18 protein-coding genes and 1 pseudogene are annotated in these 23,908 nt (G+C 47.6%); 5 read left to right on the forward strand and 14 right to left on the reverse strand.

Annotation, left to right across the window (positions count from 1 at the left end; all coding sequences use genetic code 11):
- Window positions 1-3 precede the first annotated feature (3 nt).
- The 12 genes from KWG64_RS24055 to KWG64_RS24110 form a co-directional block, all read right to left on the reverse strand.
- Window positions 4-1,221: a glycosyltransferase gene (locus KWG64_RS24055; protein ID WP_218523359.1), complete on the reverse strand. Its 1,218-nt coding sequence runs from the start codon at window positions 1,219-1,221 to the stop codon at window positions 4-6.
- Window positions 1,222-1,277: 56 nt separating this feature from the next.
- Entirely contained in the window at window positions 1,278-2,315 is a 1,038-nt protein-coding gene (locus KWG64_RS24060) for a cellulase family glycosylhydrolase (protein ID WP_255562292.1), read from the reverse strand.
- A gap of 53 nt (window positions 2,316-2,368) precedes the next feature.
- Window positions 2,369-3,364: a glycosyltransferase family 1 protein gene (locus tag KWG64_RS24065; RefSeq protein ID WP_218523360.1), complete on the reverse strand. Its 996-nt coding sequence runs from the start codon at window positions 3,362-3,364 to the stop codon at window positions 2,369-2,371.
- A gap of 33 nt (window positions 3,365-3,397) precedes the next feature.
- Window positions 3,398-4,606 (reverse strand): hypothetical protein, encoded by a 1,209-nt coding sequence (locus tag KWG64_RS24070; RefSeq protein WP_218523361.1) that lies wholly within the window; start codon window positions 4,604-4,606, stop codon window positions 3,398-3,400.
- Window position 4,607: 1 nt separating this feature from the next.
- A complete protein-coding gene (locus tag KWG64_RS24075; RefSeq protein WP_218523362.1) occupies window positions 4,608-5,756 on the reverse strand; it encodes a glycosyltransferase family 4 protein in 1,149 nt (382 codons plus the stop codon).
- Window positions 5,757-5,843: 87 nt separating this feature from the next.
- A complete protein-coding gene (locus tag KWG64_RS24080) occupies window positions 5,844-8,021 on the reverse strand; it encodes a polysaccharide biosynthesis tyrosine autokinase (RefSeq protein WP_218523363.1) in 2,178 nt (725 codons plus the stop codon).
- Window positions 8,022-8,040: 19 nt separating this feature from the next.
- Window positions 8,041-8,475: a low molecular weight phosphotyrosine protein phosphatase gene (locus KWG64_RS24085; RefSeq protein ID WP_218523364.1), complete on the reverse strand. Its 435-nt coding sequence runs from the start codon at window positions 8,473-8,475 to the stop codon at window positions 8,041-8,043.
- A gap of 2 nt (window positions 8,476-8,477) precedes the next feature.
- Window positions 8,478-9,614 (reverse strand): polysaccharide export protein, encoded by a 1,137-nt coding sequence (locus KWG64_RS24090; protein WP_218523365.1) that lies wholly within the window; start codon window positions 9,612-9,614, stop codon window positions 8,478-8,480.
- 288 nt (window positions 9,615-9,902) lie between these two features.
- Window positions 9,903-11,333: an undecaprenyl-phosphate galactose phosphotransferase WbaP gene (gene wbaP / locus KWG64_RS24095; protein ID WP_195813806.1), complete on the reverse strand. Its 1,431-nt coding sequence runs from the start codon at window positions 11,331-11,333 to the stop codon at window positions 9,903-9,905.
- A gap of 369 nt (window positions 11,334-11,702) precedes the next feature.
- Window positions 11,703-12,398, reverse strand: coding sequence for an EAL domain-containing protein (locus KWG64_RS24100; RefSeq protein ID WP_218523366.1), 696 nt, complete (start codon window positions 12,396-12,398; stop codon window positions 11,703-11,705).
- Window positions 12,399-12,486: 88 nt separating this feature from the next.
- On the reverse strand, window positions 12,487-12,990 hold the full coding sequence (locus tag KWG64_RS24105; RefSeq protein WP_255562293.1) for a helix-turn-helix transcriptional regulator: 504 nt from the start codon (window positions 12,988-12,990) through the stop codon (window positions 12,487-12,489).
- A 953-nt stretch (window positions 12,991-13,943) separates the two neighbouring features.
- Complete coding sequence (locus KWG64_RS24110) at window positions 13,944-16,652, reverse strand: cation-transporting P-type ATPase (protein WP_218523367.1); 2,709 nt, start codon at window positions 16,650-16,652, stop codon at window positions 13,944-13,946.
- Between the two features lie 278 nt (window positions 16,653-16,930).
- Here KWG64_RS24110 and KWG64_RS24115 point away from each other — a divergent pair, with 278 nt between their 5' ends.
- Genes KWG64_RS24115 through KWG64_RS24125 form a run of 3 tightly spaced genes read left to right on the forward strand, consistent with a single transcriptional unit; the run spans window position 16,931 to window position 22,060 of the window.
- Window positions 16,931-18,031: an efflux RND transporter periplasmic adaptor subunit gene (locus KWG64_RS24115; RefSeq protein ID WP_370628763.1), complete on the forward strand. Its 1,101-nt coding sequence runs from the start codon at window positions 16,931-16,933 to the stop codon at window positions 18,029-18,031.
- Between the two features lies 1 nt (window position 18,032).
- Window positions 18,033-21,098: an efflux RND transporter permease subunit gene (locus KWG64_RS24120; protein WP_218523369.1), complete on the forward strand. Its 3,066-nt coding sequence runs from the start codon at window positions 18,033-18,035 to the stop codon at window positions 21,096-21,098.
- Entirely contained in the window at window positions 21,095-22,060 is a 966-nt protein-coding gene (locus KWG64_RS24125; protein WP_218523370.1) for an acyltransferase family protein, read from the forward strand. The genes KWG64_RS24120 and KWG64_RS24125 overlap by 4 nt, the downstream gene beginning before the upstream one ends.
- Window position 22,061: 1 nt before the next feature.
- On the opposite strand, the gene KWG64_RS24130 is transcribed toward KWG64_RS24125, so the two are convergent.
- A complete protein-coding gene (locus tag KWG64_RS24130; protein WP_195813796.1) occupies window positions 22,062-22,610 on the reverse strand; it encodes a helix-turn-helix domain-containing protein in 549 nt (182 codons plus the stop codon).
- Window positions 22,611-22,708: 98 nt separating this feature from the next.
- On the opposite strand from KWG64_RS24130, the gene KWG64_RS24135 reads away from it, so the two are divergent.
- A complete protein-coding gene (locus KWG64_RS24135; RefSeq protein WP_152327701.1) occupies window positions 22,709-23,377 on the forward strand; it encodes an AzlC family ABC transporter permease in 669 nt (222 codons plus the stop codon).
- Window positions 23,374-23,697, forward strand: coding sequence for an AzlD domain-containing protein (locus KWG64_RS24140; RefSeq protein ID WP_195813794.1), 324 nt, complete (start codon window positions 23,374-23,376; stop codon window positions 23,695-23,697). Before KWG64_RS24135 ends, KWG64_RS24140 begins: the two co-directional genes overlap by 4 nt.
- Window positions 23,698-23,810: 113 nt before the next feature.
- On the opposite strand, the pseudogene KWG64_RS24145 reads toward KWG64_RS24140, so the two are convergent.
- Window positions 23,811-23,908: pseudogene (locus KWG64_RS24145) on the reverse strand (IS200/IS605 family transposase); the annotation flags it as partial.

A 23,908-nucleotide genomic window follows, 5' to 3' on the forward strand; every position in this document is an offset into this window, starting at 1 on the left:
AAGTTATCTGGATAGAATATTCAACATTCGAGAGTATGACTTATCCTGATCAAACTCTTCATCAATTGTTTTTTTGGCGCAGAGACAAATATCAGCTAATACATTCGGGTTATCTATTATTTCTGTTATTATTTCAGCAATAGCGTTTGCATCATGTTCTTGTACCAGATAGCCGGATTTGCGGTCTTTTATCAGCTCAGGGATCCCGCTGTGAAAAGTCGAGATTACAGGTATTCCTATCGCCATTGCTTCCATTAAAGCTACGGGTATCCCCTCCATATCACCATCTTTCGCAGTTACCGAGGGCAATAAAAATATATCGGATTCATTCAAATAGTCGGATACAACTTCCTGAGTCCGGGCGCCTAAAAAAATAACTTCTTTGCCTAATTCAAGTTCCAGCACCTGGGATTCGAGCTCTGTTCTCAATGGCCCATTACCAATGATGCTGTAATGAAAATTGATACCATTTCTCTTCAGAATTGAACACGCTTCGATGGCAACAGCTATTCCTTTTTTTTCTGTTAATCTGGCAATAGATAGTAAACGTAAGGGACTATTAATCGTGCGTTCTTCCTTAAAGGAAAACTTACCAACACTGATTCCCATCCTGATTACATGAATATTATTATCATAATCAGAAATTGATTTTATTTTTCTTGCCCATAACTGGCTAACAGGAAACAGGAACTCCGTAGTGGCGAAAAGCTTTTTGTAGTCATTTTTAAAGAGGCTAAGCGTTCGTGTTTGTGATATATCGTTGCCGTGAAATACAGCCGCTAACTTTCCCTTAAGAAAATCTAAATTTCTTAACTGGCTTGCCAGCACTGCTGTTGTGCCGAAGTGCGATACAATGACATCTGCGGCAATGGGGGTCCTATTTTTTGCTAAAATCTTTGGCAACATTAACGTCTTCGCATAATACCCGTACTCTGAAATGTTCATACTTCTTGCAACACGACGGGTAAACAATGCGGGAATGAGAATTTTGGCTCTGTCTAAAACCTTTGCCATTCTTCCCTGAGGCTCCCTCTCGAGTAAAAACTGCGTCTTATTGATTAAATCAAAATCTTTAATAACATTATGCTCTGCATGTAGGTCACCCGGGAAAACTGAAACAATGCGAACATCACAACCTTGATTAATAAAATAACCAATCTGGTTAAGAATAAACGTCTCTGAGAGCACCGGAAATTTATATACAAAAAACAAAATCTTCATATTGCCTCTTTAGGATGCACAATATATTTTTTAAATCACTTTAATAAAATTATAACTTACTTACCATTAAGAAACTGAGAAACAACCGGTGCGGCCTGCTTCGGGGATAAATCGTTATTGAGTAAACCAAAGTTGAAGTCTCTCTTACTTTTGTCCTTACCATCATCGATAAGGTCATAAATCCATACCCCTTTGATGTAATTCCGCGTTATTGCACTCTTGATATATTCTTTAATATAATTGGCGGCCTCATCTTCTTTCATGCCGCCAGGGCCAGTGTAGTTGGTGACACCGATTTCAGTAATATAAAACGGAACACCTTTTCCTGCTATTTTTTCACTGGCAGCATGGAAGCTATCCAGATAATCTAAATTCCCTTCCACCGTTCTTAATGAGCGCCTTCCATTAAGGTAGGAATAGGTGTGAATCGAGATCCCGTCTGCATAATTTAAAATCCCCAGTTTTAGCAACTGGCTAAACCAGACTGTATCAGTGACGTCGATAAACTTAGCTCTCTGCTCTAAAGGATTAAAACCGCCGGCTAAAATGATTGCATCGGGGTCTATTTTTTTTATCGCCTCGCTCGTCGCTTTAACCAGATTAAAATAAATTTCTGCAGAAGGAATGTTCTTGCGATACTTTGTCATACCAGTGCCGATAGTCCATTCATTCCAAACCTCATAATATTTTACTTTCCCTTTGAATCTTGTTGCAGTCCAGGTTGCATATTTTACAAATGCATTTATTGATTCTTCATTTCTAGGATAATCACCGTCATTGTAGAATTTATTTCCATAATCAAGGATGAGTACAGGTTCCAGCCCGTTTCCCTTTGCCTTTAGGAATGCCGAGTCTTTTTTCCTGATGCTGTCACTTACAGCAAAACTTCCTTTAGTTTTCTCGACATTTGACCACGGGTAATCTTCTCTGAACGAAGTGAAACCCAGACTTTTAATCTTTACTAAATAGTTCTCGCTGTCTCCACGATATCCCTGAAAATGAGTACCTACACCAATAATTGTGCACATTCCGTAGAATGGGTAGCAAAAAATCATTAAACATAAAATTTTCATGAAAATAACCACTTTACTCATTTCATAAACCTTTTCACAAATTGGGTTGGGATAATATTTATGTATGGTTATTTTTACCTGACAGAAAGTTCATTTAAAAAACATTTAATCTTGTCTGAAGTTGTCGCCCACGAATATTTTTTTGCTTGTTTCAAACCTTTTTCAATCAGTTCATCCCTGATATTTTTATTAAAATAAAGGTTGTTAATCGCACCGGAAATCTCTTCGATGCTTTCAGGATCCACCAGCAGAGCAGCATCTCCGGCAACCTCAGGTAACGATGTGGTATTTGATGTAATAACGGCGGTTCCGCTCGACATAGCCTCAATGACCGGCAGTCCAAAACCTTCATATAAGGAAGGGAACAATAAGAAAAGTGAGTTTTGATATAAACGCGCCAATTCATTATTCTCTACTCGGCCTTTGAAAACAATCCGCCCTTGTAACCCTTTGCTTTCTATTTCTTTCTCAATTTCTCCTGTCGAATTACCTGTAAATACTAATTTTACAGATTGAGGAATGGCAGCCTTACCGAAAGCAGACAGGATCCTGGACTCGTTCTTATGCTTTTTCCGGTTACTTACAACCAATATATATTCTTCCTGATCGTTTTTTTCCGATTCCTTTGCGTGAGCAAACTCATCGGAAACTCCATTTCCGACTACAATCACTTTGGAACTTTCTATCCCAGACCATTCACAGATTCTTTTTTTTGAGAAATTTGACACCGTCAGTACTTTCAGAGATTTTCTGCAAGCTCTCTTCATGATCCATTCATAATATAATTTCTTCATAAAACTGCTGTTGTGATCGATATCTATATGGTTCAGGTCATGAATGGTGATAATACTTCGATTCAAAAATAAAAATGGACAGTTATACCCCGGAGAAAAATACACCCCTTTGTTAAATGCCAGATACAAAGTAATAAAAACAACATCCAAAGGACTGGTTGGTTTGAGGTTACTTTTTATTTTTATAAATCCATTATTTCTTTCAAAGACCTCATTCGCGAACCGGCCTATTCCATGCTCGCCAATCCAACGTGCATCATAAAGTATTTTAACCATCTAAAACTCCAAATAAATAACATGCCTGTAATATCAGCACAGTTTAAAGACTCTAGAATTAATCAAAAATCCGATCGAAAGCGCCATAAATGGATATTCTGGAGCTGTCATTGATAAACCAAACAAACATAAAACGACAAGAAGCAATGAAAGATATCTGCAAGTGTTCTCATTCGTGAATGTGGCGGACTGATAAAAAGCCCAAAACAAAAATATAAATCCTAATAAATACCCGCCAGAACCAATTATATACAGGTACATACTGTCACCTGGGTTATACACACCCGTACCCAATTTTGACCCAACTCCAATAGTCCCCATCCCACCGCCGAAAAATAAACTCCCATTATTGACTATTGTTTTTACACCTTCAGGCCATGTGTTCGTCAACCGGTCATTCAGGGAAGCCAGCAGCATAACCTGAACGGGATCTTTGCTGACATTAAAATAATAGTTCGTGCTTCCGATGGTGAAAATTGAAAATCCAAGGGCGCAGAGTAACGTCATTCGCCATATCGCTTTAACAGGGATTATTTTCACAAAAATGTACAGTAGTAAAATAATGTGAAGCAACAGTATCGTTTTTGAAATGGTCATTATTGCGACAAGCGCACTGAATACAAAGGCAATGATTACAAAAATCTTACTTTTACTCGTTGCCACGATGTATAAAAGTAAAATAAGAACATTGGCTGATGCCTGTAACGAGCTTTTAAAAAAACCTGCATATCGGGTATAACCACCACTGCTCCCCATTTGGGCTGAAGAAACATCCATACCCGCGATTTCGTAGGACACGTTGTACCAGGGATAATTTACGAATATGTTCATAAAAATACCCAGGCAAGACAATAAAAAAACTATCGTGATTATACGGTTAGTTTCTTTCTCCCTGATATGCTGCATGATAATTCTTGCCCCATGGTATCCCAGGAATAAGGGGAGAATAGCCCAGATACCGACTAACATAGCGCCAATATGCGAGGATACCAGGCTAATAAATACAACATAAAATAGTGTTACAGTGGCAATCAGGCCGTTAACCGTTATCTTTCTGTAGTGAAATACCAGCATTACTGAATATGCTTGCGTTAATAAAATGAAGAGTTTTGGAAGAGAATATAAAAACTCAACACCCGCCATATGAAAGAGCATTCTCAACGGACCCGCAAAACACTCAAAGAGCAAAAACATCAGTAACGAAAGTCCTATCAGTTTTTGCTCCAATCCTCGCATTGTCATTCTACAGGCTCTCTTTTTCATTATAAATACAGAGGTATTGGTTAGCTATTTCCTCAGGTGTAAATTTATCAATTATCCCAGAGTCAACAGGAACTAATTTTGCCTGACTTATCTTCTTATCAAAGTCACTTCCAATATCATTTGAAATAATTATATTTGGCAATAATAATGATAACTCTTTCATCGCACCGACAGGATTAGTTAATACTAGCTTACCGGCCAATACACACTCTACAACAGTCCTGCCGAAAGGTTCATTCCATTTAATGGGGAGAACTACCGCGTCGATCTGGTCCAGAAACTCATCTAACTTCATGTACCCTTTAACCACAACACCGCTGCTCTTTGCAAGTTGATTTAATTCTGCTTGTTCATAGTTATTAACGTAATTCCCTGCTGCAATAAATGAATACTTCTCTTTATTTTTATCTGCAATACGGCAAAATACGTCAAAACCTTTTTCTATTGTCAATCGACCAATAAATCCTATTCTTCTGACTTCGCTTTGTTTATTTGATTTAATTTCTTTCACAGCATTATAAACGACATGTTTGTCCGCATTTTTAAAAAAACCGTTATTTTCATGTAACTCCTGGATAAAATGACTTATTCCAACATATTCATCCACATACCGGCTGTACTTTTCTTTAATCGCTGACCAAAAAACAACACGTTTATCTGCAATAGCCATATTTTTACCATTGCTGAATAATGTGCTGTTGGGATGAAACAGATAATAGTCTCTGGAGGTGTGTATTAACCGGACATTGCATTTTTTTACGGCCTTCCACAGCAGGACAGAAAACCCTGAAATATTGTTCGTATGCACGATATCCGGAGAGAACGTCTTAATCTCTTTCATCACCTTAAAATACATTCTGATGTTAAGGTAATCATATAAGTGCCACATTGCTTTTTGTAATTTACTTTTTTTACTATCAGAAAATGGCCAGTAGACATTGGCCAGTGGTAGCTTCAGGCTCTCAACGCCATTAATAATGGTTAAACTCTTTTTTTTCTCTTCAGTAAGACTCACCACCCTCACCGAGTGACCTTGATTTACGAGTTCTTCTGCCAGAATTTGTACTGATACTTCAGCCCCACCAATCCTGTAGGGGAAATATAATGTATTGAATATCATTATTTTCATTTTCTTTCCCATTAATTACGGCAATATAAATATCTTTCATCAAGTTTAAGTTCAGGATATCCGTTGATATCCTGAACCTAATTAAAATCACTTACTTTTATTGTTTTCGTAGGAATAATTATGCTGACTGTAACCATAACCATAATAACTACTGGCTTTTTTAAGTACGCTGTTAAGAATGCACCCTTTAATTTCAACACCCACTTGTTCAAACCGCCGGATACTGATTTCTACATCTTTGACCGTGTTGGTACCAAAGCGGGCAACAAGCAACGTGGTTCCGACAGAGCGACCAATAATTGCAGCATCGGTTACGGCTAAAATAGGAGGAGTGTCGATAATCACTAAATCATATTGTTCGGAAGCCCAATCGAGTAGTGCATTAAAGCGTTTATGCATCAGTAGTTCTGACGGGTTCGGTGGTATCGCACCTCGCGAAATAAAGTCGATCCCTATAGACGCAATGTTTTTATCAATATCATCAACATTCACTTTTCCGGAAAGAATCTCTGAAAGCCCGCTGGTTCCGTTGTATTTAAACAGTTTATGTGAATAACCTTTTCGCATGTCTGCATCAATAAACAGCACTCTTTTCCCTGCCTGTGAAATAACAGCCGCTAAGTTACTTGCGATAAAGGTTTTACCCGCGTTTTGCGTTGCACCAGAGATCATCAGGACATTATTTTTAGCTTCCATCATCGCAAAGTGCAGACTTGTTCTGAGGCTGCGAATGGCTTCAATGGCTAAATCGGCAGGGTTCTCCAGTGAAAGGAATCTGTAATCATCCTTTTTCTTTTTAGATCGGGAACCTTGTGGTCGTTCTGATTTCTTTTTCTTCGTTAACCACTCGGATAACGGAACGCTCGCGTAAACACTCACGCCAATTTCTTCGAGCTGTTCAGGGGATTCAATTCCCCGCCGCAGGAAAATCTTCAGCAAGACCAGGGCAAAAGAGAAAAATAATCCCGCAACAACTCCGATAAGCACCACCAGTAATTTTTTGGGTTTAACCGGTTTAGGCTGCGTCACCGCATCATCAATGATGCGGACATTCCCGATGGCACTGGATTTAGCGATACTCAACTCTTGCTGGCGGTTAAGTAGTTGCATATAAATGGCACGGCCAGAATCAACATCACGGCTGAGACGTTCGACCTCCTGTTGAGTCGCGGGCATGGCTGAAACGCGCTTATTAAGCTTGTCCCGCTCTTCCTGCAATGTCTTACGTTTCTCGAGCAACGCCTTGTAAGTCGGATGATCCTTGGTAAACAGCTGTGAAATCTCTGCCTCACGGAAAGTCAGCTCATTCAGCTGGCTGTCGACATTGACGATCTGATCCAGGACTGATTTTGCTTCCAGCGACAAATCGACAGAATCTTTCTGACGGCGATAGAGGTTAAGTTTGTTCTCCGCCTGGTCAAGTTCACTACGGACTTGCGGCAGTTGCTGATTAAGAAACTCCAGACTTTTTGCATCTTGTGCAGCCTGACGGGCAATATTCTGATCCAGATAGTTTTGGCTGATATCGTTCAGTATCGTCGTAGCCATTACCCTGTCATCACTGTTGAATGTCAGGTTAAGAATCCCGGTGTCTTTCCCCTGATCGGCGACATCAAATGTCGTCAGCATGCCGTTGATCGCATCCAGCCGCGTGATGTAATTGACGGTGAACTGTGTGCCGGGGTCCGCGTCCAGACTTTTGACGTTGAGCGCAATACCGTCTTTGGCGATTAATGTGCCGACTTCGCCATCAAACTCAAAATTATCACCTTCTACATGAAACCGATTTTTATCGATAACGGTCAGCGTGATGCTGGGTACGTCATTACTGGTTTTTGGTATATATAAACGGCTGATGCTGAGTTTTCCCGGAATATCACCGGTCATTCTCGCCCAGCCACGGCCGAATAGCGGAAAATAATTCTGCGATATCACGGCCTGCAAGTTCAAATCATCAACGGTTTTCCCCAAAATCATCCGTGACTGTAACAATGCCATCTCGGGCTCAGAAACCGGTTGAGAATCGGGCAACATCTGGCTGATGCTGTCGAGAATAGCATTACCCTGCTTTTGTTCGATCTGTATCATCGCTGTCGCCTGATACGTTGGCGTAGCAAACAGGGCATAGGTAATAGCTAAGAGCGTGCAGACCACGGTCAGCGTTAAAATCAATTTTCGGTGGTCAAGAAACTCACCGTAAAGACGTCCCAAATCGATTTCGTCAGAGTCTGGTGTGGCGGTTTTTTTTGAAATAACTGATGACATGCGATGATTTCCTGAGAGATTAGCCGGTGAGCTTTTGAGCCCAGCGTTGACAGGCCTGATCGATAAGTTGATAAACAGATTCGAAAGCTTCCTGGCTTTTACGGTAAGGATCCGGGATTTCCCGCCGCCCTGACCAGTGCCCCAGAAGCATGATTTTTCCTCTGGCCTGAGGTGCGATAGAGCTAATCTTCTCTAAATGCCCGGTCTCCATGACCAAAATCAGGTCATATTCTCCTGCCATTGAAGATCGAAACTGCCTGCCTTTATGCCCTTCTAATGAAACACCGTGATGACCTGAGACAATGGACGCGGTTTCATCCGCAGGGTGATCTACCATTGCCATCAGGCCAACTGAGCGGATATTTTTTTCAGGAAGGTATTGCTTCATGATCCGCTCGGCCATTGGAGAACGACATATATTTCCGGTACATACGACAAGGACTGAACCGAACATATCTAGTTCCATTGTTTTATATAGCGGGTGGCTTCAATCATGTCATGCACCCCGGAAATCGTCGGCACGATCTGCGAAATAACACGGTTCCAGCGTGCAATCGGTGCGGTCGTCACGTAGACAATGTCGTAGGGCTGCAACTGGAATTCCGTGCTCATCACCATCGACGATGCATCTTTGGCATTCAGCTGGTAAATGTTGGCGATTTTCCCCTGGTTGCTGCCTTTCAGAGAGCGGATAACGAAGATCCCGGAGGCGTCCGCCATGCTTTGCGAAATGCCCTCGGAATTACCCAAAGCCTCGGCCAGCGTCATGCCGCTGCGGTCCATTTTGAGCGTACTTTGTTTCCCGACTTCTCCCATCACAAACACTTTCAGGTCGTCGTTGCGCGGCACAAAAAGAATATCGCCCGGATACAGCAACCGGTTCTGCGTCAGGTCACCCTTCTGCATCAGCGCGTGTAATGAAATGGAGGTGTCCTGCCCGTTGTGGTTCAGCACCACGTTTCGCCAGTCGGCGTCCGGCGCTAATCCGCCCGCAGCATTTATCGCATCAATAATGGTGAGAGGAATATTGGTAATCGGCTGCTGACCGGACTTAACCACTTCGCCGGTTGTATACACTTTCTGGGAACGGAAAGCGGCGATGCTGACATCAACCTGCGGGCTCTCAATATAGGTCGCCAGCTTGCTGCTGATGTCCTGCCGCACCTGGCTAACCGTCTTGCCGGTGACCTTCAATTTGCCAATATACGGATAGAAAATCGTGCCATCGGAATTGACCCAGTTACCTGTGTCACTCGCACTGCGGTATTGCCCCGCAGGTGTCGTCAGCTCAGGGTGATCCCAGACGGTAACCATTAATACGTCGCCGACGCCGATATGGTATTCATAATTTTTTAACTGCTGGTCTAGTTGCGGATTAGGCCGCGCCATGACCGATGCAGGCCGTAAATTGTCTACCAGTGTGGGTGTCAGAGGATAAATATTGACGAGTTTATCAATATTGTAATTATTGTCCGGCTGTTCAACGACGTTTTTTCCCACTGTGTTCAAATGCTGTCCCGGAATCACAGTACAACCGCTTAGCAAGCCGAACGTAGATATCATTATCGAAATATTAAAAAAGCTATTTTTCATTATCTCACATCATCTGTAGTTCAGGTTTAATATCTGCCTCTCAACGAGACTTCCTATTCCAATCGGGCAATGTCGATTGCTCATTACTGTGCGTAGATATTAAAAAAAGATAAAAACACTTTCATATCAATGCGTTTACGCGCTGGTAAATAGCGCGCATTCAATGCGTTGAACAAAAAGTTAAATTAAAAAAGGAAGGTTTATTCTGCGAGGTCTGTCTGATGAATTTATAGAACCACCATTAACATAAAAACAAACCAGCGGCATTACCGCCGGTTATTATAAAAATTAATAAGCACCTTCTTTACGAAGAACAACACCTACGGTTTTGAACAAAATGGCAATGTCATTCCACATAGACCAGTTTTTTACATACCACGCATCAAGATAAACGCGGGTGGAATAATCCACTTCACTGCGGCCACTCACCTGCCAGAGACCCGTCATCCCCGGTTTACTCAGCAGGTAATATTCCACTTCATCGTAATAACGTCCCAGCTCAGCGGTAATAATCGGCCGCGGCCCGACCAGGCTCATTTCTCCTTTCAACACGTTAAATAACTGCGGTAATTCATCCAGGCTGGTCCGGCGCAGGAACTGTCCGATAGAAGTAATGCGCGGATCATTCCTGAGCTTGAATGTCAGGTCCCACTCCTCACGCGCCTGCGGATCGGTTTCTAATAACGTTTCCAGCACTTCTTTAGAGTTGATGACCATCGAACGGAACTTCAGGCATTTAAACGGTTTGCCGGATTGTCCGATCCGCTCGTGTCCGTAAATCGCCGGGCCGCCGTCTTTTCTTACCTTACGGCTGATGTAAATCAGCAGCGGCGACAGCAAGGCGATGATGGCCAGAGAGGCGGCGATATCGAATGCTCGCTTAGTCACCCGCGAAGACCATTTGGCCAGGTTCTGATGTACCCGGAATATCATCACTTCATGGCTGAAGATAAATGACATATCGGTGTTATCCAGCGGCATGCCGCGCAGCGTCGGGATGACGGACACAGAACGGAAGCCGTTAATCATGAAAACCCGCAGCCAGGCGTTACGTATGCCACTCTGATGCGACTCGACGGCCACAATGAATTGGGTTTTCTTATCGACGTTCGCCCGCACCCATTTCTCATCCGACGGCATAATCGCAACGTTGTCGATTTTATCGCCGGGCTTGTCCTGAGGTTCACTCGAGATAAATCGTGTGACTCGCAGACCGAGATTTTTGTCGGCTTTAATCGCGTTATAGGCTTCTCTCGCGTTTGCACCGCTGCCGATAATAATGGCGTCGCGCTGCCAGCAGCCCAGATTATTGAGCGTGCGTTTGGTGAGCATTCTCGCCACGGGCACCAGAACCAGCACCAACATCCAAGTCAGCACAAAGAGATAACGTGAAAAATACCATTTGGCGAAGGCAATCACGGCAATTTCAATTAAGGCGAAAATCAGTAAAGTGCGAAGGATTTCTTTAAGTTCAAACCAGAATGTTTTGCGGTAGTAATAATGTCGCAACCGCAGGTGAAACCACCCGACACAACAAATTGCCAGCAAGGTGTGCAGCGCGATCCATCCCGACGTCTGGGCGTCAGGAATACGCAGTTCAAAATGCGTCATCACATGGCTGAGGATCCATTTAGCCAGATACAGAGAGAGGGTAAAGCTGAGGAAGTCGGATATGGCGAGTAATAAACTCGACCAAAGGTTTCTGGTGAGATATGTCATATACCCCTCACAACGCTGTGTGATAAAAATGATTCTCCGCGTCCGGGAAATTCATTTTCATGATGATAAATGAAATGCTGCAAGTCAGCTTATCAGCATCCGTTTTTCTAATTTTTGGAGGATTTTAAATTTTAGCGAGGGTGTTCAGCCAGTGAAATAAATACAAAGCCCAGTCTGTCCAAATAAATAACAGGTCAGCATTTCCTGTTATTTTAGCTATGCTACCGCCCCTGGTTTACGGCCACCAATTTGCCAAAATATTTTTCCAATAGTTTTCCGCGCAGGGAAGCCTCGCCATTAAATATCAGGCGAAACTTCCTTAGCGTTTACAGAGGTCATCAATGCTTTAAAACTTTATGGCGATAAGATTCAGCTATTCGAAAAGAATGACTGAATCAGTTCCTCCTGATTATAGGAGGACCACAATACTCCCTGCATGCCATGAATATTGCTTCCCGTTAAATATTCTACATGTTGTGCATTTTCGACACCTTTAACAATAACGCCCTGACAGTAAGGCGTGAGGTGTTCAATCGTTTTTCTAAAGGACTGGGTTCCCTGGTGTTGCCAAAAAAAACTTTCGTCGATCTTTATATATTCAAACGATTCGTTCATAACCAGTGAAAGGCTGGTGTTCCCGGCCCCAAAGTTGTCTAACCATAAAGTACAGAATGCTGATAATGACCGGATTACCTCACGCGGAGCTTCTTGCGTAAACTCCGGAAAATTCTGATCCACTTCCAGCCTGATAAAGCGGTGTTGCTCTAACACGTTACGCAGTGCTGTGTTGCTCACGATATGACAGGCGATGTCATAATCGATATTTACGGATAATAGAAAATCATTATCGGTAAATATGTTGGCATTGACGCAGGCAAGAGTGACCTGGTTGAAAAATACTTTTATCTTATCTTCGGGAGATAATTTATATTCATAACCATCTGAATCTGATTGACTTTCTACTTTGTACGATCTTCTTACTAATTCAAAACCCAGTAAGCCACCGGATGCTGTGACGATAGGTTCAAAAATATGTCCCGGATAACCACGTGTGACCGATTGCATACCGTCCCCTGAAATAAACAGCAATAGCCGAATAAAACTGATTCAAAGTAGAAATAATCTTTAATGCTCTTTATTTTTATCGGTTAACTCAACTTCCTACAGCATGTCGGTGTAAAAAGAACAATGCCGAACTGCTGCTGGCATCCACACCTATTTTTCTTAACGAATTGCATTTGTGCACACTGATGGTTTTCACACTCAGCTTCAGTATATTTGAGATGCTGGTGACAGAAAGGCCGGACATCATCATCACCAAAACCTTCTCTTCCATTCGCGTGATATTATAATTAAACGCCTCCTTGTTAATCGGGGTACCGCGCAGCTGGATAAACTGTTCCACGGCATTCTCCACATCGGATAAATCTTTTTTCTTCTTCAGAAATTTAAATTCTTTTTTCAGAAGAAGTTCAAGCATCAGGACATCCACCGCCGAAGACACAATGAGTATCCGTTCCGGGTCCAAAACATTCAGATTCTCTCTCAAAAACTCGTAGCATTTGTGGAAACCGCCCGCTGAAGGGTCAATGATCAGATAATCCTTTGTATACAATTGCACCTGTTCGCTTTGGTCAAAGGAAATGACACCGTTCACGTAAGGCACCTTCTTGGAGATTATTTCTTTCAACGCCAGTTTCGTAAACTGGCACTCACTCCAGATAATTACCCGAGGCATTGGGCCGCCTAATTTTGTGGTTTTAAAAACGCTAAAACTCTACTCCGAGAGAACGGGGGAGAATAAAGCACTTTCAGAACGATATAAAGAAAACGAAGTTTACCTGCGTTTTAATTCATATTTTTCCTTTCCAGTGACTGTATGTAGAGTAATACGCAGCGGAAACTCTTCAAATCGTTTTTCTCGCTCATAATCACGAGCAACAATAGGTTTGACCGATCGATTTACACATTCTTATCGTTATTAACCTACCTCTTTCCTAGGCACATTCTTACTTATCTTCCTAATGGCGCACAGAAATGTGAGCTATACGACGCTTTTGACTGATATGACTGCAAAAATCTAAGAACTATCTTATTAGGAACTAATCGCATTCTCACGAATTTGTTTACACCCGATTTAGTCTAAATATTTACACTACAACAGAGCATTATTCTTTTTTAGTGTAAATTTTGGTTTTAATTTTCACCAAAATTAAACACCCATATTTCAAAATTGGGTTATTTTCTTAAAAACCCTGTTAAAAATCTAAACTATTGGAATTTCATCCAGCTATGTGGCACAAAATTACCTTTTTTCTAATTCAGATAATTACCTAGGAGTTATCTTAAAGAGACCACAAAATATACTTACTGCTCTATTTTCAGGCCAATATAGGATTTTTATTACTTAACTTTATTTCCCAGAACCAAGATGAGTCCTAAGTGTGATGGCATTAATTGCTAAATAAAGGTGAGGATTCTGGCAGATGGCCGCAGGAATGCGCCTGTAAAACCCCTGCAAGCAAAATGAACAGCAATAACGTACTGACGGCAGGCATAAAAAAACCCGCCTCGTGGCGGGTTGTTTGCGGGCTAATTAATGGATTTTGACTAACTCTTACGCCAGCCGCGCGTCAGCACTTTCTCTATCTCGACAATCACGAACAGCGCGACGCCGATCAGCAGCCCGATGATCCAATAGATAAACGGCAGCGGGCGCGTACCGAACAGCGTGTTCATCAGCGGCACATAAATAATGATTGCCTGAAGCGCGAACAGCACAACGGTGACAATCCAGATCCCTTTATTTTCCAGCAGCCCGCGGCTGAGGGAGAAGTTGTCCGAATCGCGGCAGTTGATCATGTAAACCCACTGCGCGGTCACCAGCGTCTGCAACAGCACGGTACGGATGAATTCCGGTTCATATCCACGCGGTTGCAGCCAGGCTTCCAGCATGAAGGCGCTGACGGAAATCAGCAAACCGACGAACGCCACGCGCCAGATGGCGTATTTGTCCATCACGTGTGCGCTGACGTTACGCGGCGGACGGCGCATCACGCGGCTTTCCGCCTCTTCAAACGCCAGACCAAATGACAGCGTGGCCGAGGTTGCCATGTTCATCCAGAGAATTTGTACCGGCGTTAACGGCAGAAAATTCCCCATCAGAATGGCGATAATAATCAGCAACCCTTGCGCCAGGTTGGTCGGCATAATAAAGAGAATGGTTTTTTTCAGGTTGTCATAAACCCGGCGCCCTTCCCTGACCGCGTTGGCGATGGTGGCAAAGTTGTCGTCCACCAGGATCATATCCGCCGACTCCTTGGTCACTTCCGTCCCTTTGATCCCCATCGCGATACCGACGTTCGCCTGTTTCAGCGCAGGCGCATCGTTCACGCCGTCGCCGGTCATCCCGACGATTTCACCGGTTTCCTGCAACGCTTTTACCAGCCGCAGTTTATGTTCCGGGCTGGTGCGGGCGAAGATATCAAACTGCGTCGCGGCAACCCGCAGCTGATCGTCATTCATATGCTCCAGTTCATACCCGGTGATCGAGTTTTCGCTGTTGCCGATCCCGAGCATTTTACCGATCGCCATCGCGGTTTCCTGATGGTCGCCGGTGATCATCTTGACGCGGATCCCCGCCTGCTGACATTCACCGATCGCCACAATCGCTTCCGGACGCGGCGGATCCATCATGCCTGCAATGCCAATCAGCACCATGCCGTGGCTGAGTTCCGGGTGATCAAGCGCCGTCACCGGCTGATCAACCGGCTTCCAGGCCGCCGCCACCATACGCAAACCTTCGCTGGCGTATCGGGTAATCGCCGATTCCCAGTAGGCGTGATCCAGCGGAACGGCACCGTCCGGCGTCTGCTGGTACTGGCAAAGTTTCAGCAAAACATCCGGTGCGCCGGTGAGCATAATCTGAGCCTCACCGTTTTTATCGCCCGCCACCGCCATGTATTTGTAGAGCGAATCGAACGGAATTTTGCTGCTCAGGTTAAACGGCAACTCCGGCAAATGCGCCTTCGCGGCCAGCACTTTCAGCGCGCCTTCCGTCGGCCCGCCGGTAATGCCCCAGTGGCCCTGCGCGTCCTGTTTTAACGTGCTGTCATTACAGATATCGACCGTGCGCAGGAATTGCGTCAGCAGCGGCGAGGAATCTGGCGGCACCTGCGCCGCCGAACCGGCAAGAGAAAAACTGCCCATCGGTTCGTAGCTGTTGCCTTCGACGGTCCAGATGTTATCGGCCAGAATCACCGCTTTCACGGTCATTTCATTCATGGTCAGCGTGCCGGTTTTATCCGAGCAAATTACTGACATCGCGCCGAGGGTTTCGACCGTCGGCAGCTTGCGGATAATAGCTTTGGAACGCGCCATCGCCTGCACGCCGAGCGACAAGATGATCGAGATAATCGCCGGCAGCCCTTCCGGAACGGCGGCCACGGCCAGGCTGATGACCGAAAGCAGCAGCTCGCCAAACGGAATATCGCGCAGCAGGAAACCGAAGATCAGCAGCGCCACCATCATGAACAGAATGATGATAAAAATGGATTTACCCAGTTTATCTATCTGCACCAGCAGCGGCGTTTTGTTGTCTTCAATCGAGGAAAGCATTTCATTGATGTGGCCGAGTTCCGTCTGGCCACCGGTGGCAAACACCACGCCGCTGGCAGTCCCGGAGCTGACGGTCGTTCCCGAGAACGCGAGGTTTTTGCGGTCACCGATGGATTTCTCGCCTTCCAGCGAATCGGTTTTTTTCGAGACGACGGTGGATTCGCCGGTCAGAATCGCTTCTTCAACGCGCAGGTTGTGCACGTCAATCAGGCGTAAATCGGCAGGGATTTTGTCGCCGGGGCGTAACAGAACAATATCTCCCGGCACAATTTCATCGGTTCCCACGGTAACCTGTTGTCCACCGCGTAATACCAGCGCCTCACTGGAGAGCATATTCTGGATGCTCTTCAATGATTTTTCAGCGTTATTTTCCTGGATGAAGCCGATTAGCGCATTGATAACTGCCACCGCTAATATCACCAGTGTGTCGACCCAGTGCCCCATTATTGCGGTGACCACACCCGCGGCCAGTAATATATAAATCAGGATGTCTTTAAAGTGAGAGATAAACTTAATAAATAAAGACTTACCTTCTTTTTGCGGCAGAACGTTAGGGCCGTAATGTTGCAGTTTGTTTTTGGCTTCTTCGGGTGTCAACCCGGCTGGCCCGGATTGCAGCCCGGCCAGGCTCTCTTCTACGGTGTGCTGATACCACAATTTTTCCGATGTTTTATTACCGGAAGCTGGTGCTGGATTATTCATGATGCCTGACTCCTTGACCCCTGAAATGGTTCATGAATGAAGCGGATAATGAATTAATTATCGTGTTGATTCTGGCAAGTTACCTAAAGCTGTATAAACTATAATATACCGTGTTAAATAGTGTTAACGGGTTGCCTGAAAAAACAAATTATTAAAGAAAAACAATAAGTCACCGCACAGTTTCAATGGGAATACGTCGAAGGCAGAATATACCGAATCCTGTTTATCAAAAGCCCTTATATATTCTGCCGGGATTTATTAATTTCGCGTGTAGTTGCATGAGGGGAAGTATTTTGAAGATCCGTTTTTCTCTCGTTCTGGCCCTCGCTTTAGCGTTAAGCGCCTGCGACCAGAAAACGGCGGATGCGCCCGCGCCGCCTCGTCAGGTAAAAATTGCCACCGCCGAAGCGGCCAGCCCGCTAAGTACCCGCGTTTTTCCGGCACGTATTCTCGCAGGCGATAACACCGACATTGCCTTTAAGCGCGCCGGTCAGTTGCAGACGCTTGATGTGCGCGAAGGTGAAGCCGTGAAACAGGGGCAAGTTCTCGCCCGTCTCACCAACAACGACGCCCGCCAGCGGCTCAACGATCGCCGCAGCGCCGCGACACTCGCCCAGCGCCAGTTCGAACGTTATCAGACCCTCGCACGTCGCCATGTCGTTTCTCAGGCTGAACTTGAAGTGCATAAAGCCAGCCGGGATTCTGCGGCAGCGGCGCTGAAAATTGCGCAGGAAGAACTCAATGATCTCAATCTGGTGGCGCCTTTCAGCGGCGTCATTGCCCGGCTGAATGTGCGTAATCATCAGGTGATTTCCGCCGGTCAGCCGGTGGCGACACTCAGCCGTTCCGATGTGCTGGACGTTATTTTCAGCGTGCCGGAAAACCTCTTCACCAGCCTTGATATGCGTAACGCCGATTACCGCCCGCGGGTGCGCATCAACCAGCTTCCCGACCGCGAATTCACCGCGACTTATAAAGAACACACCGCCAGCAGCGAAGCCAACACGCTGACCTGGCAGGTGACGCTGACCATGCCGCGTCCGGAAAACTTCCCGGCAGTAGCCGGGCTGAGCGGCACCGTCACGGTGAACCCGGCCAATCTCGCCACGGCCACGCCGGACTCCACGCTGGTGATCCCGGTTGAAGCCGTGTTTAATCCGGACAACACACAGCGCAACGACCCGCACGTCTGGGTGATCGCCGGAGAAGGCGACACTCTGCACGTTGAAGATCGCAAAGTCACCGTCGGCAAACTCACCTCGCAGGGCATTGAAATTACAGCCGGTTTGAAACAGGGCGACCGCGTTGTCGCCGCCGGTGTCGGTGAATTACATGCGCAGCAACCGGTTCGCATCTGGACACGGGAACGGGGCCTGTAATATGGGGATCAATGAAAGTTTTATCAGCAATCCGACACGCGTCTGGCTGGTGATCCTGCTGCTCGGCGTGGGCGGGTTAATTGCATTGTTCAACATCGGGCGGCTGGAAGATCCGGCGTTTACCATCAAAACGGCGGTGGTTTCCGTTCAGTATCCGGGCGCATCCTCGCAACAGGTAGAAGAAGAAGTTACGCTGCCGCTGGAAAACGCGCTTCAGCGCCTGCCTTACGTCGATAACATCACGTCGATTTCTGCCGTCGGTTTATCGCAAATCACCGTGAATATCGATGCCCGCTATCACTCTTCCGAACTGCCGCAAATCTGGGATGAACTGCGTCGCCGGGTGAATGACGCGACGCTGCAATTCCCGCCCGGTGTCAGTCCGCCGTTCGTTAACGATGATTTCGGTGACGTGTACGGGTACTTTTTCTCGGTCTACGGTGACAGTTTTACCAACCCTGAACTGCGCGCGTACGCCGAGCAGCTTCGCAGGCAACTGGTTCTGGTGCCCGGCGTGGGCAAAGTCGCGATTGGCGGCGTCATTCCTGAACAGGTTTACATCGAGATTTCGCGGGCGAAAATGGCGGCTTACGGCGTCACGCTGGCGCGTCTGGCGGATGTGCTGAACCGGCAAAATATGGTTTCCGACGCGGGCAGTATGACGGTCGGCAGTGAATCCATCCGCCTGCATCCGACCGGCGGTTTTCAGAATATCGATGAACTTAATAATGTCCTCATCAGCCCGGCCGGTTCCACGCACAGCATTTATTTGCGCGACATCGCCACGGTTTCGCAGGGCGTGACGGATCATCCCGGCAATATTTACCACGCCAATGGCCGCAATGCGCTGACCATTGGCGTCTCCTATATTCCCGGCGTGAATGTCATGAATATCGGTCACGCCCTCGAAGCCAGAATGAAGCAGCTCAGCGCCGACAAACCGGCCGGGATCGAGCTGAAAGTCTTCTACGATCAGGCTGCTGAAGTGAAGAAATCTGTTGACGGTTTCATCATTAACTTCCTGATGGCGCTGGCGATTGTGGTCGGCGTCTTGCTGATTTTCATGGGATTACGCAGCGGAATTATCATCGCCGTGTCACTGGCGCTGAACGTGCTCGGCACGTTGCTGATCATGTATTTATTTGGCATCGAGCTTCAGCGCATTTCGCTCGGCGCGCTGATTATCGCGCTGAGTATGCTGGTGGATAACGCGATTGTGGTGGTGGAAGGCGTGCTGATTTCCCGACAGCAGGGCAATCCGCTGATGAGTGCAATTTCGCACATTATTAAACGCTCCGCCCTGCCGCTGCTGGGCGCGACGGTCATCGCCATTCTGGCATTTGCGCCTATCGGGCTGTCTCAGGATTCGACCGGAGAATACTGTAAATCGCTGTTCCAGGTATTGCTGATTTCGCTGATGCTCAGCTGGGTGACGGCGCTGACGCTCACGCCGGTGCTGGTCAAATGGGCGTTTGCCAATATGCCAGTGCCGGAGAAAAAACCGGATGAACAGGCTGACCCGTACGGCGGCTGGATTTTCCGCGTTTACCGGCGTTTGCTGTCGGCGCTGCTGGTACGCCAGACGGTCACGCTGGTCACGCTGGCGGCGCTGCTCGCGGCGTCCGTCTGGGGATTCGGCTTCGTGCGGCAGAACTTTTTCCCGTCTTCCAACACGCCGATTTTCTTCGTCGATCTCTGGCTGCCTTACGGCACCGATATCAATTACACCGCCCGCGTCGCCCGCGAAATAGAACAGAACATCAGTAAACAGGAGGGCGTGGAAAACACCGTGACCACCGTCGGTCAGGGCGGTATGCGCTTCATTCTGACCTATAACGGCCAGCGCCAGTATTCCAACTACGCGCAGATTATGGTGCGGATGGACGACCAGCGGAAAATCGCCGGGCTGGTTCGCCACACCGAGCAGGATATCCAGAAAAATTACCCCGAGGTGAATGCGCGGCTCAAACGCATCATGTTCGGGCCGTCCGGCGACAGCGCCATTGAAGTGCGCATTAAAGGCTCCGACCCGGATACGCTGCGCAGCATCGCCAGCCGGGTGGATAAAATCATCCTTGATGACGGCGCGGCCGACGGCGTACGCAACGACTGGCAGGATCGCAGCAAAATGGTCAGGCCGGTATTTTCCCCGTATCTGGGCCGTGAACTGGGCGTGGATAAAGGTGAAGTCGACAGCGCCTTACAGATGAATTTCAGCGGCAGCACGGTCGGGATTTACCGCGATGGCTCCACGCTCATGCCCATCGTGTTACGCCCGCCGGCCACGGAAAGGCTGGATGTCGATCACATGGCGAATATCATGGTCTGGAGCCAGACGCGCCAGCAGTTTATTCCGCTGAGCAATGTGGTCAGTGATTTCAAAGTGGAATGGGAAGATCCGCTGATCATGCGTCGCGACCGTATCCGCATGCTCACGGTACAGACCGACCCCGATGCGGCCACCGGCGAAACATCCGGCGATATGCTCGCGCGGATAAAACCGCAGGTTGAGGCGCTGACCTTGCCGCACGGTTACAGCATTGAATGGGGCGGCGACGCGGAGAATTCCGCCGAGGCGCAGGAAGGCCTGTTTACCACGCTGCCGATTGGCTTCCTGATGATGTTTATCATCACAGTGCTGATGTTCAGTTCAATGAAAAATGCGATTGCTATCTGGCTGACCGTACCGCTGGCGCTGATTGGCGTGACGTTTGGTTTCCTGCTGACCGGCATTCCGTTCGGGTTTATGGCGCTGATTGGCCTGCTCAGCCTGAGCGGCATGCTGATCCGCAACGGTATCGTGCTGGTCGAAGAAATCGGCCAGCAGAAGAAAGAGAAAAACCAGACGGAAGCGATTATCTACGCAGCAACCTCACGTCTGCGCCCGATCCTGCTGACGGCGTTTACCACCGTGCTCGGGCTCGCGCCGTTGTTACTTGATGTATTTTTCCAGAGCATGGCGGTTGTTATCATGTTCGGTCTGGGGTTTGCGACCGTGCTGACGCTTCTGGTTCTGCCGGTGATTTACAACTGTTTCCATCGTGAAGGAAAACGAATTCAACAATGAACACAACGGGACTGAACATTATTAAAACGCTCGGCTGCCTGACCGCCGTGACCTTTTTCACCGTCTATAACACGTACGATAATTACAATTATAACTACGATCAGATCCTGGCCTTTCTGACCTTTATTTCCACCATCGCCACGCCGCTGTTTTTTGTCGTGACCGGATATATGGACGCCGATTCCCAGCACACGCCGGAATGGCAGATGAAAAAGATACGCGGGATCCTGACGATATTTATCTTCTGGTTCTCGGTTTATTACCTGTGGGGACCGTATCAGAAAGGCTATCTGATCCAGCCGTGGTTCATCTTTTCGCTGGTGATCATTTACACCTTTCATCCGGTGGTGGAATGGCTGGCGAAACGCCGGGTGATCCTGGCCTCGCTGGTTCTGGCGCTGCTGATTTTCTCTTTCACCTATGATCTGCTGGCGATCTATTTCACTGAAAGTAAAAGCTTCTCCGCGCCCGCGCAGTTCCGCATCTGGACGTGGGTGCTTTATTATCTGACCGGCCAGCTGCTTTACGATCCGGTGGTTTCCTCGCTCTACAGCCGCCCGCGCATCGCGAAATACGCCGCCATCGCGATCCCGTTTGTTTATACCTTTACGTGGTTTTATGAGAAGCACTTTTTCTTCTCGATATTTAACGTTGAGCGCAACAGCTTTATTCTGACCGGCTCGCAGGTCTATATTCTGGTGATCTTAATCATCATTGCCGCAAACGGCGTAAAACCGGACGCCACGCGGCTGCCGGTCAGCGAAATGGTCAGCTCGCTCGGTAAAACCATGACCGGCGTTTATATCCTGCATTACACCTTCTTCAATCTGCTTATCGAATGGATCCCGATCAATTCCCTGACCGCCAAACTGCTGGTCATTCTGATGACGTTCCTGCTTTCGGTGGTGTCATCCATGCTGCTGCTTAAAAGCAATCTGACGAAAAAGCTGATTACGTTTTGATTTAGCTTTGCTCCGACACCAGCACGGCCATGGTGTCAGGCTCCAGCGCCCTGAAAATATGCTCAACGTCGGCCGGATATGAAATGTAGTCACCGGCGTTCAGCTCGACCGGTGAATCCACCAGCCCGACCAGCGCACGCCCCTGTGTGATGATGATATGTTCCACCGAACCCTGCGGATGCGGGCTGGAAACACGGTCGCTGCCCGGCTGCGTGGTCAGCAGATAGACATCGCGCCGCGCGCCCGGCGGACAGGTCGCCAGAAGCACCGCTTTGTAATCCGCCAGCTCCGCCACCACCGACGGGCCTTCGCCGCGCCGGATCACCTGCATTTTATTCACTTCAGGCTCCATCAGTCGCGCGAAGGGAATATTCAGCGCCACGCACAGCGCCCACAGCGTTTCCAGACTCGGATTACCGTTACCGGCTTCGAGTTGTGAAAGCGTCGATTTAGCCACACCGGCGCGGCGGGCGACTTCTGCCAGAGACAAGCCCGCGCGCTGACGTTCACGCACCAGACCTTTGGAAATAACGCTGATAGGTTGAGACATTACGGCACTCCGATCAGTATAACGAACGATCGTTCGACTTGAAGAACGATTCAGAAGTGTTCATTATAATGAATACTCGTTCGTTATGGGATTGAATTATGCAAGCACGTTTCTTTTCACCGCTGGGAAAAGATGTGGTGAAAGCTATCTTCCTGGTCTGTCTCGCCGACGGCCTGGTTGGGATTTCTTACGGTTCACTGGCTGTCGCCGGAGGCTTCCCGCTGTGGGTGCCGCTGATGCTCTCGTTGCTGGTGCTCGCCGGCGCTTCGGAGTTTTTATTTATCGCGATTGTCGGCGGTGGCGGAAGCCCGTTCGCCGCAGCGGCTGCCGGTTTACTGGTGAATGCCCGCCATTTGCCGTTCGGTATCGCCGTGAAAGATCTGGTGGGCAGTAAATCGCTCAGCTGGCTCGGCTGCCACATCATGAACGATGAAAGCGTGGTATTCGGCATCTCCCAGCCCACCCATGAGAAACGCAAAAAAGCCTACTGGCTGTGCGGCGCGGGCATTGCGCTGTTCTGGCCGGTCAGCGTGATTGCCGGGGCGTACATCGGGCAGTTTATTCCTGATATCAAAGCCATCGGGCTGGATGCCGTGTTCCCGGCCATTTTGCTGGCGCTGATTTTCCCGGCACTGAGAAAGCGCAGAACGCTGATCCCGGCGGCGTCCGGCGCACTGATTTCCGTCGCCGCCGTGCCTTTCGTGCCCGCCGGAATGCCGGTGCTGTTTTCACTGCTGGGATTACTGGCCTGGAGAAACAAAAAATGACGCAACATACGTTATGGATTGCCGGGATCGTCGTTCTGGCGGCCGGAACTTTCGCGATGCGCATGGCCGGTTACCGGCTGGGCTCGCGCCTGAATTTTTCACCAGCAACACAGACGATGTTGTCAGATTCCGCCACGATTCTGTTACTGGCCGTTGCGGCCACGTCAGCGTTGTTTGAAGGCCATCACTTTGGCGGATTTGCGCGGGTAGCAGGCGTCGGCGTGGCGCTGTTTTTAGCGTGGCGAAAGGCACCGCTGATCGTCATTATTATCGCGGCGGCGGTCGTAACCGCGCTGATGCGCTGGGCAGGAATTGCCTGAGCAGAAATAAATATCCTCCGGCATAGCCGGAGGTTTTTCATATGCGCCTATAAGGCTCTGTTACCAGCCGCGCCCTAACAGGCGCATCGCGATCTGACATTTGCATCTATGGATTACTTACTGCCCGTAAACGGGCTGCCCGGATATGGGATCGAGAGCTGCTCACCCATTTTATCCTCTTCCAGTTGGTGCTTTATGTATTCCTGTATCC

The organism is Rahnella sp. PD12R, from assembly GCF_019200965.1.
Lineage (GTDB): Bacteria > Pseudomonadota > Gammaproteobacteria > Enterobacterales > Enterobacteriaceae > Rahnella > Rahnella laticis.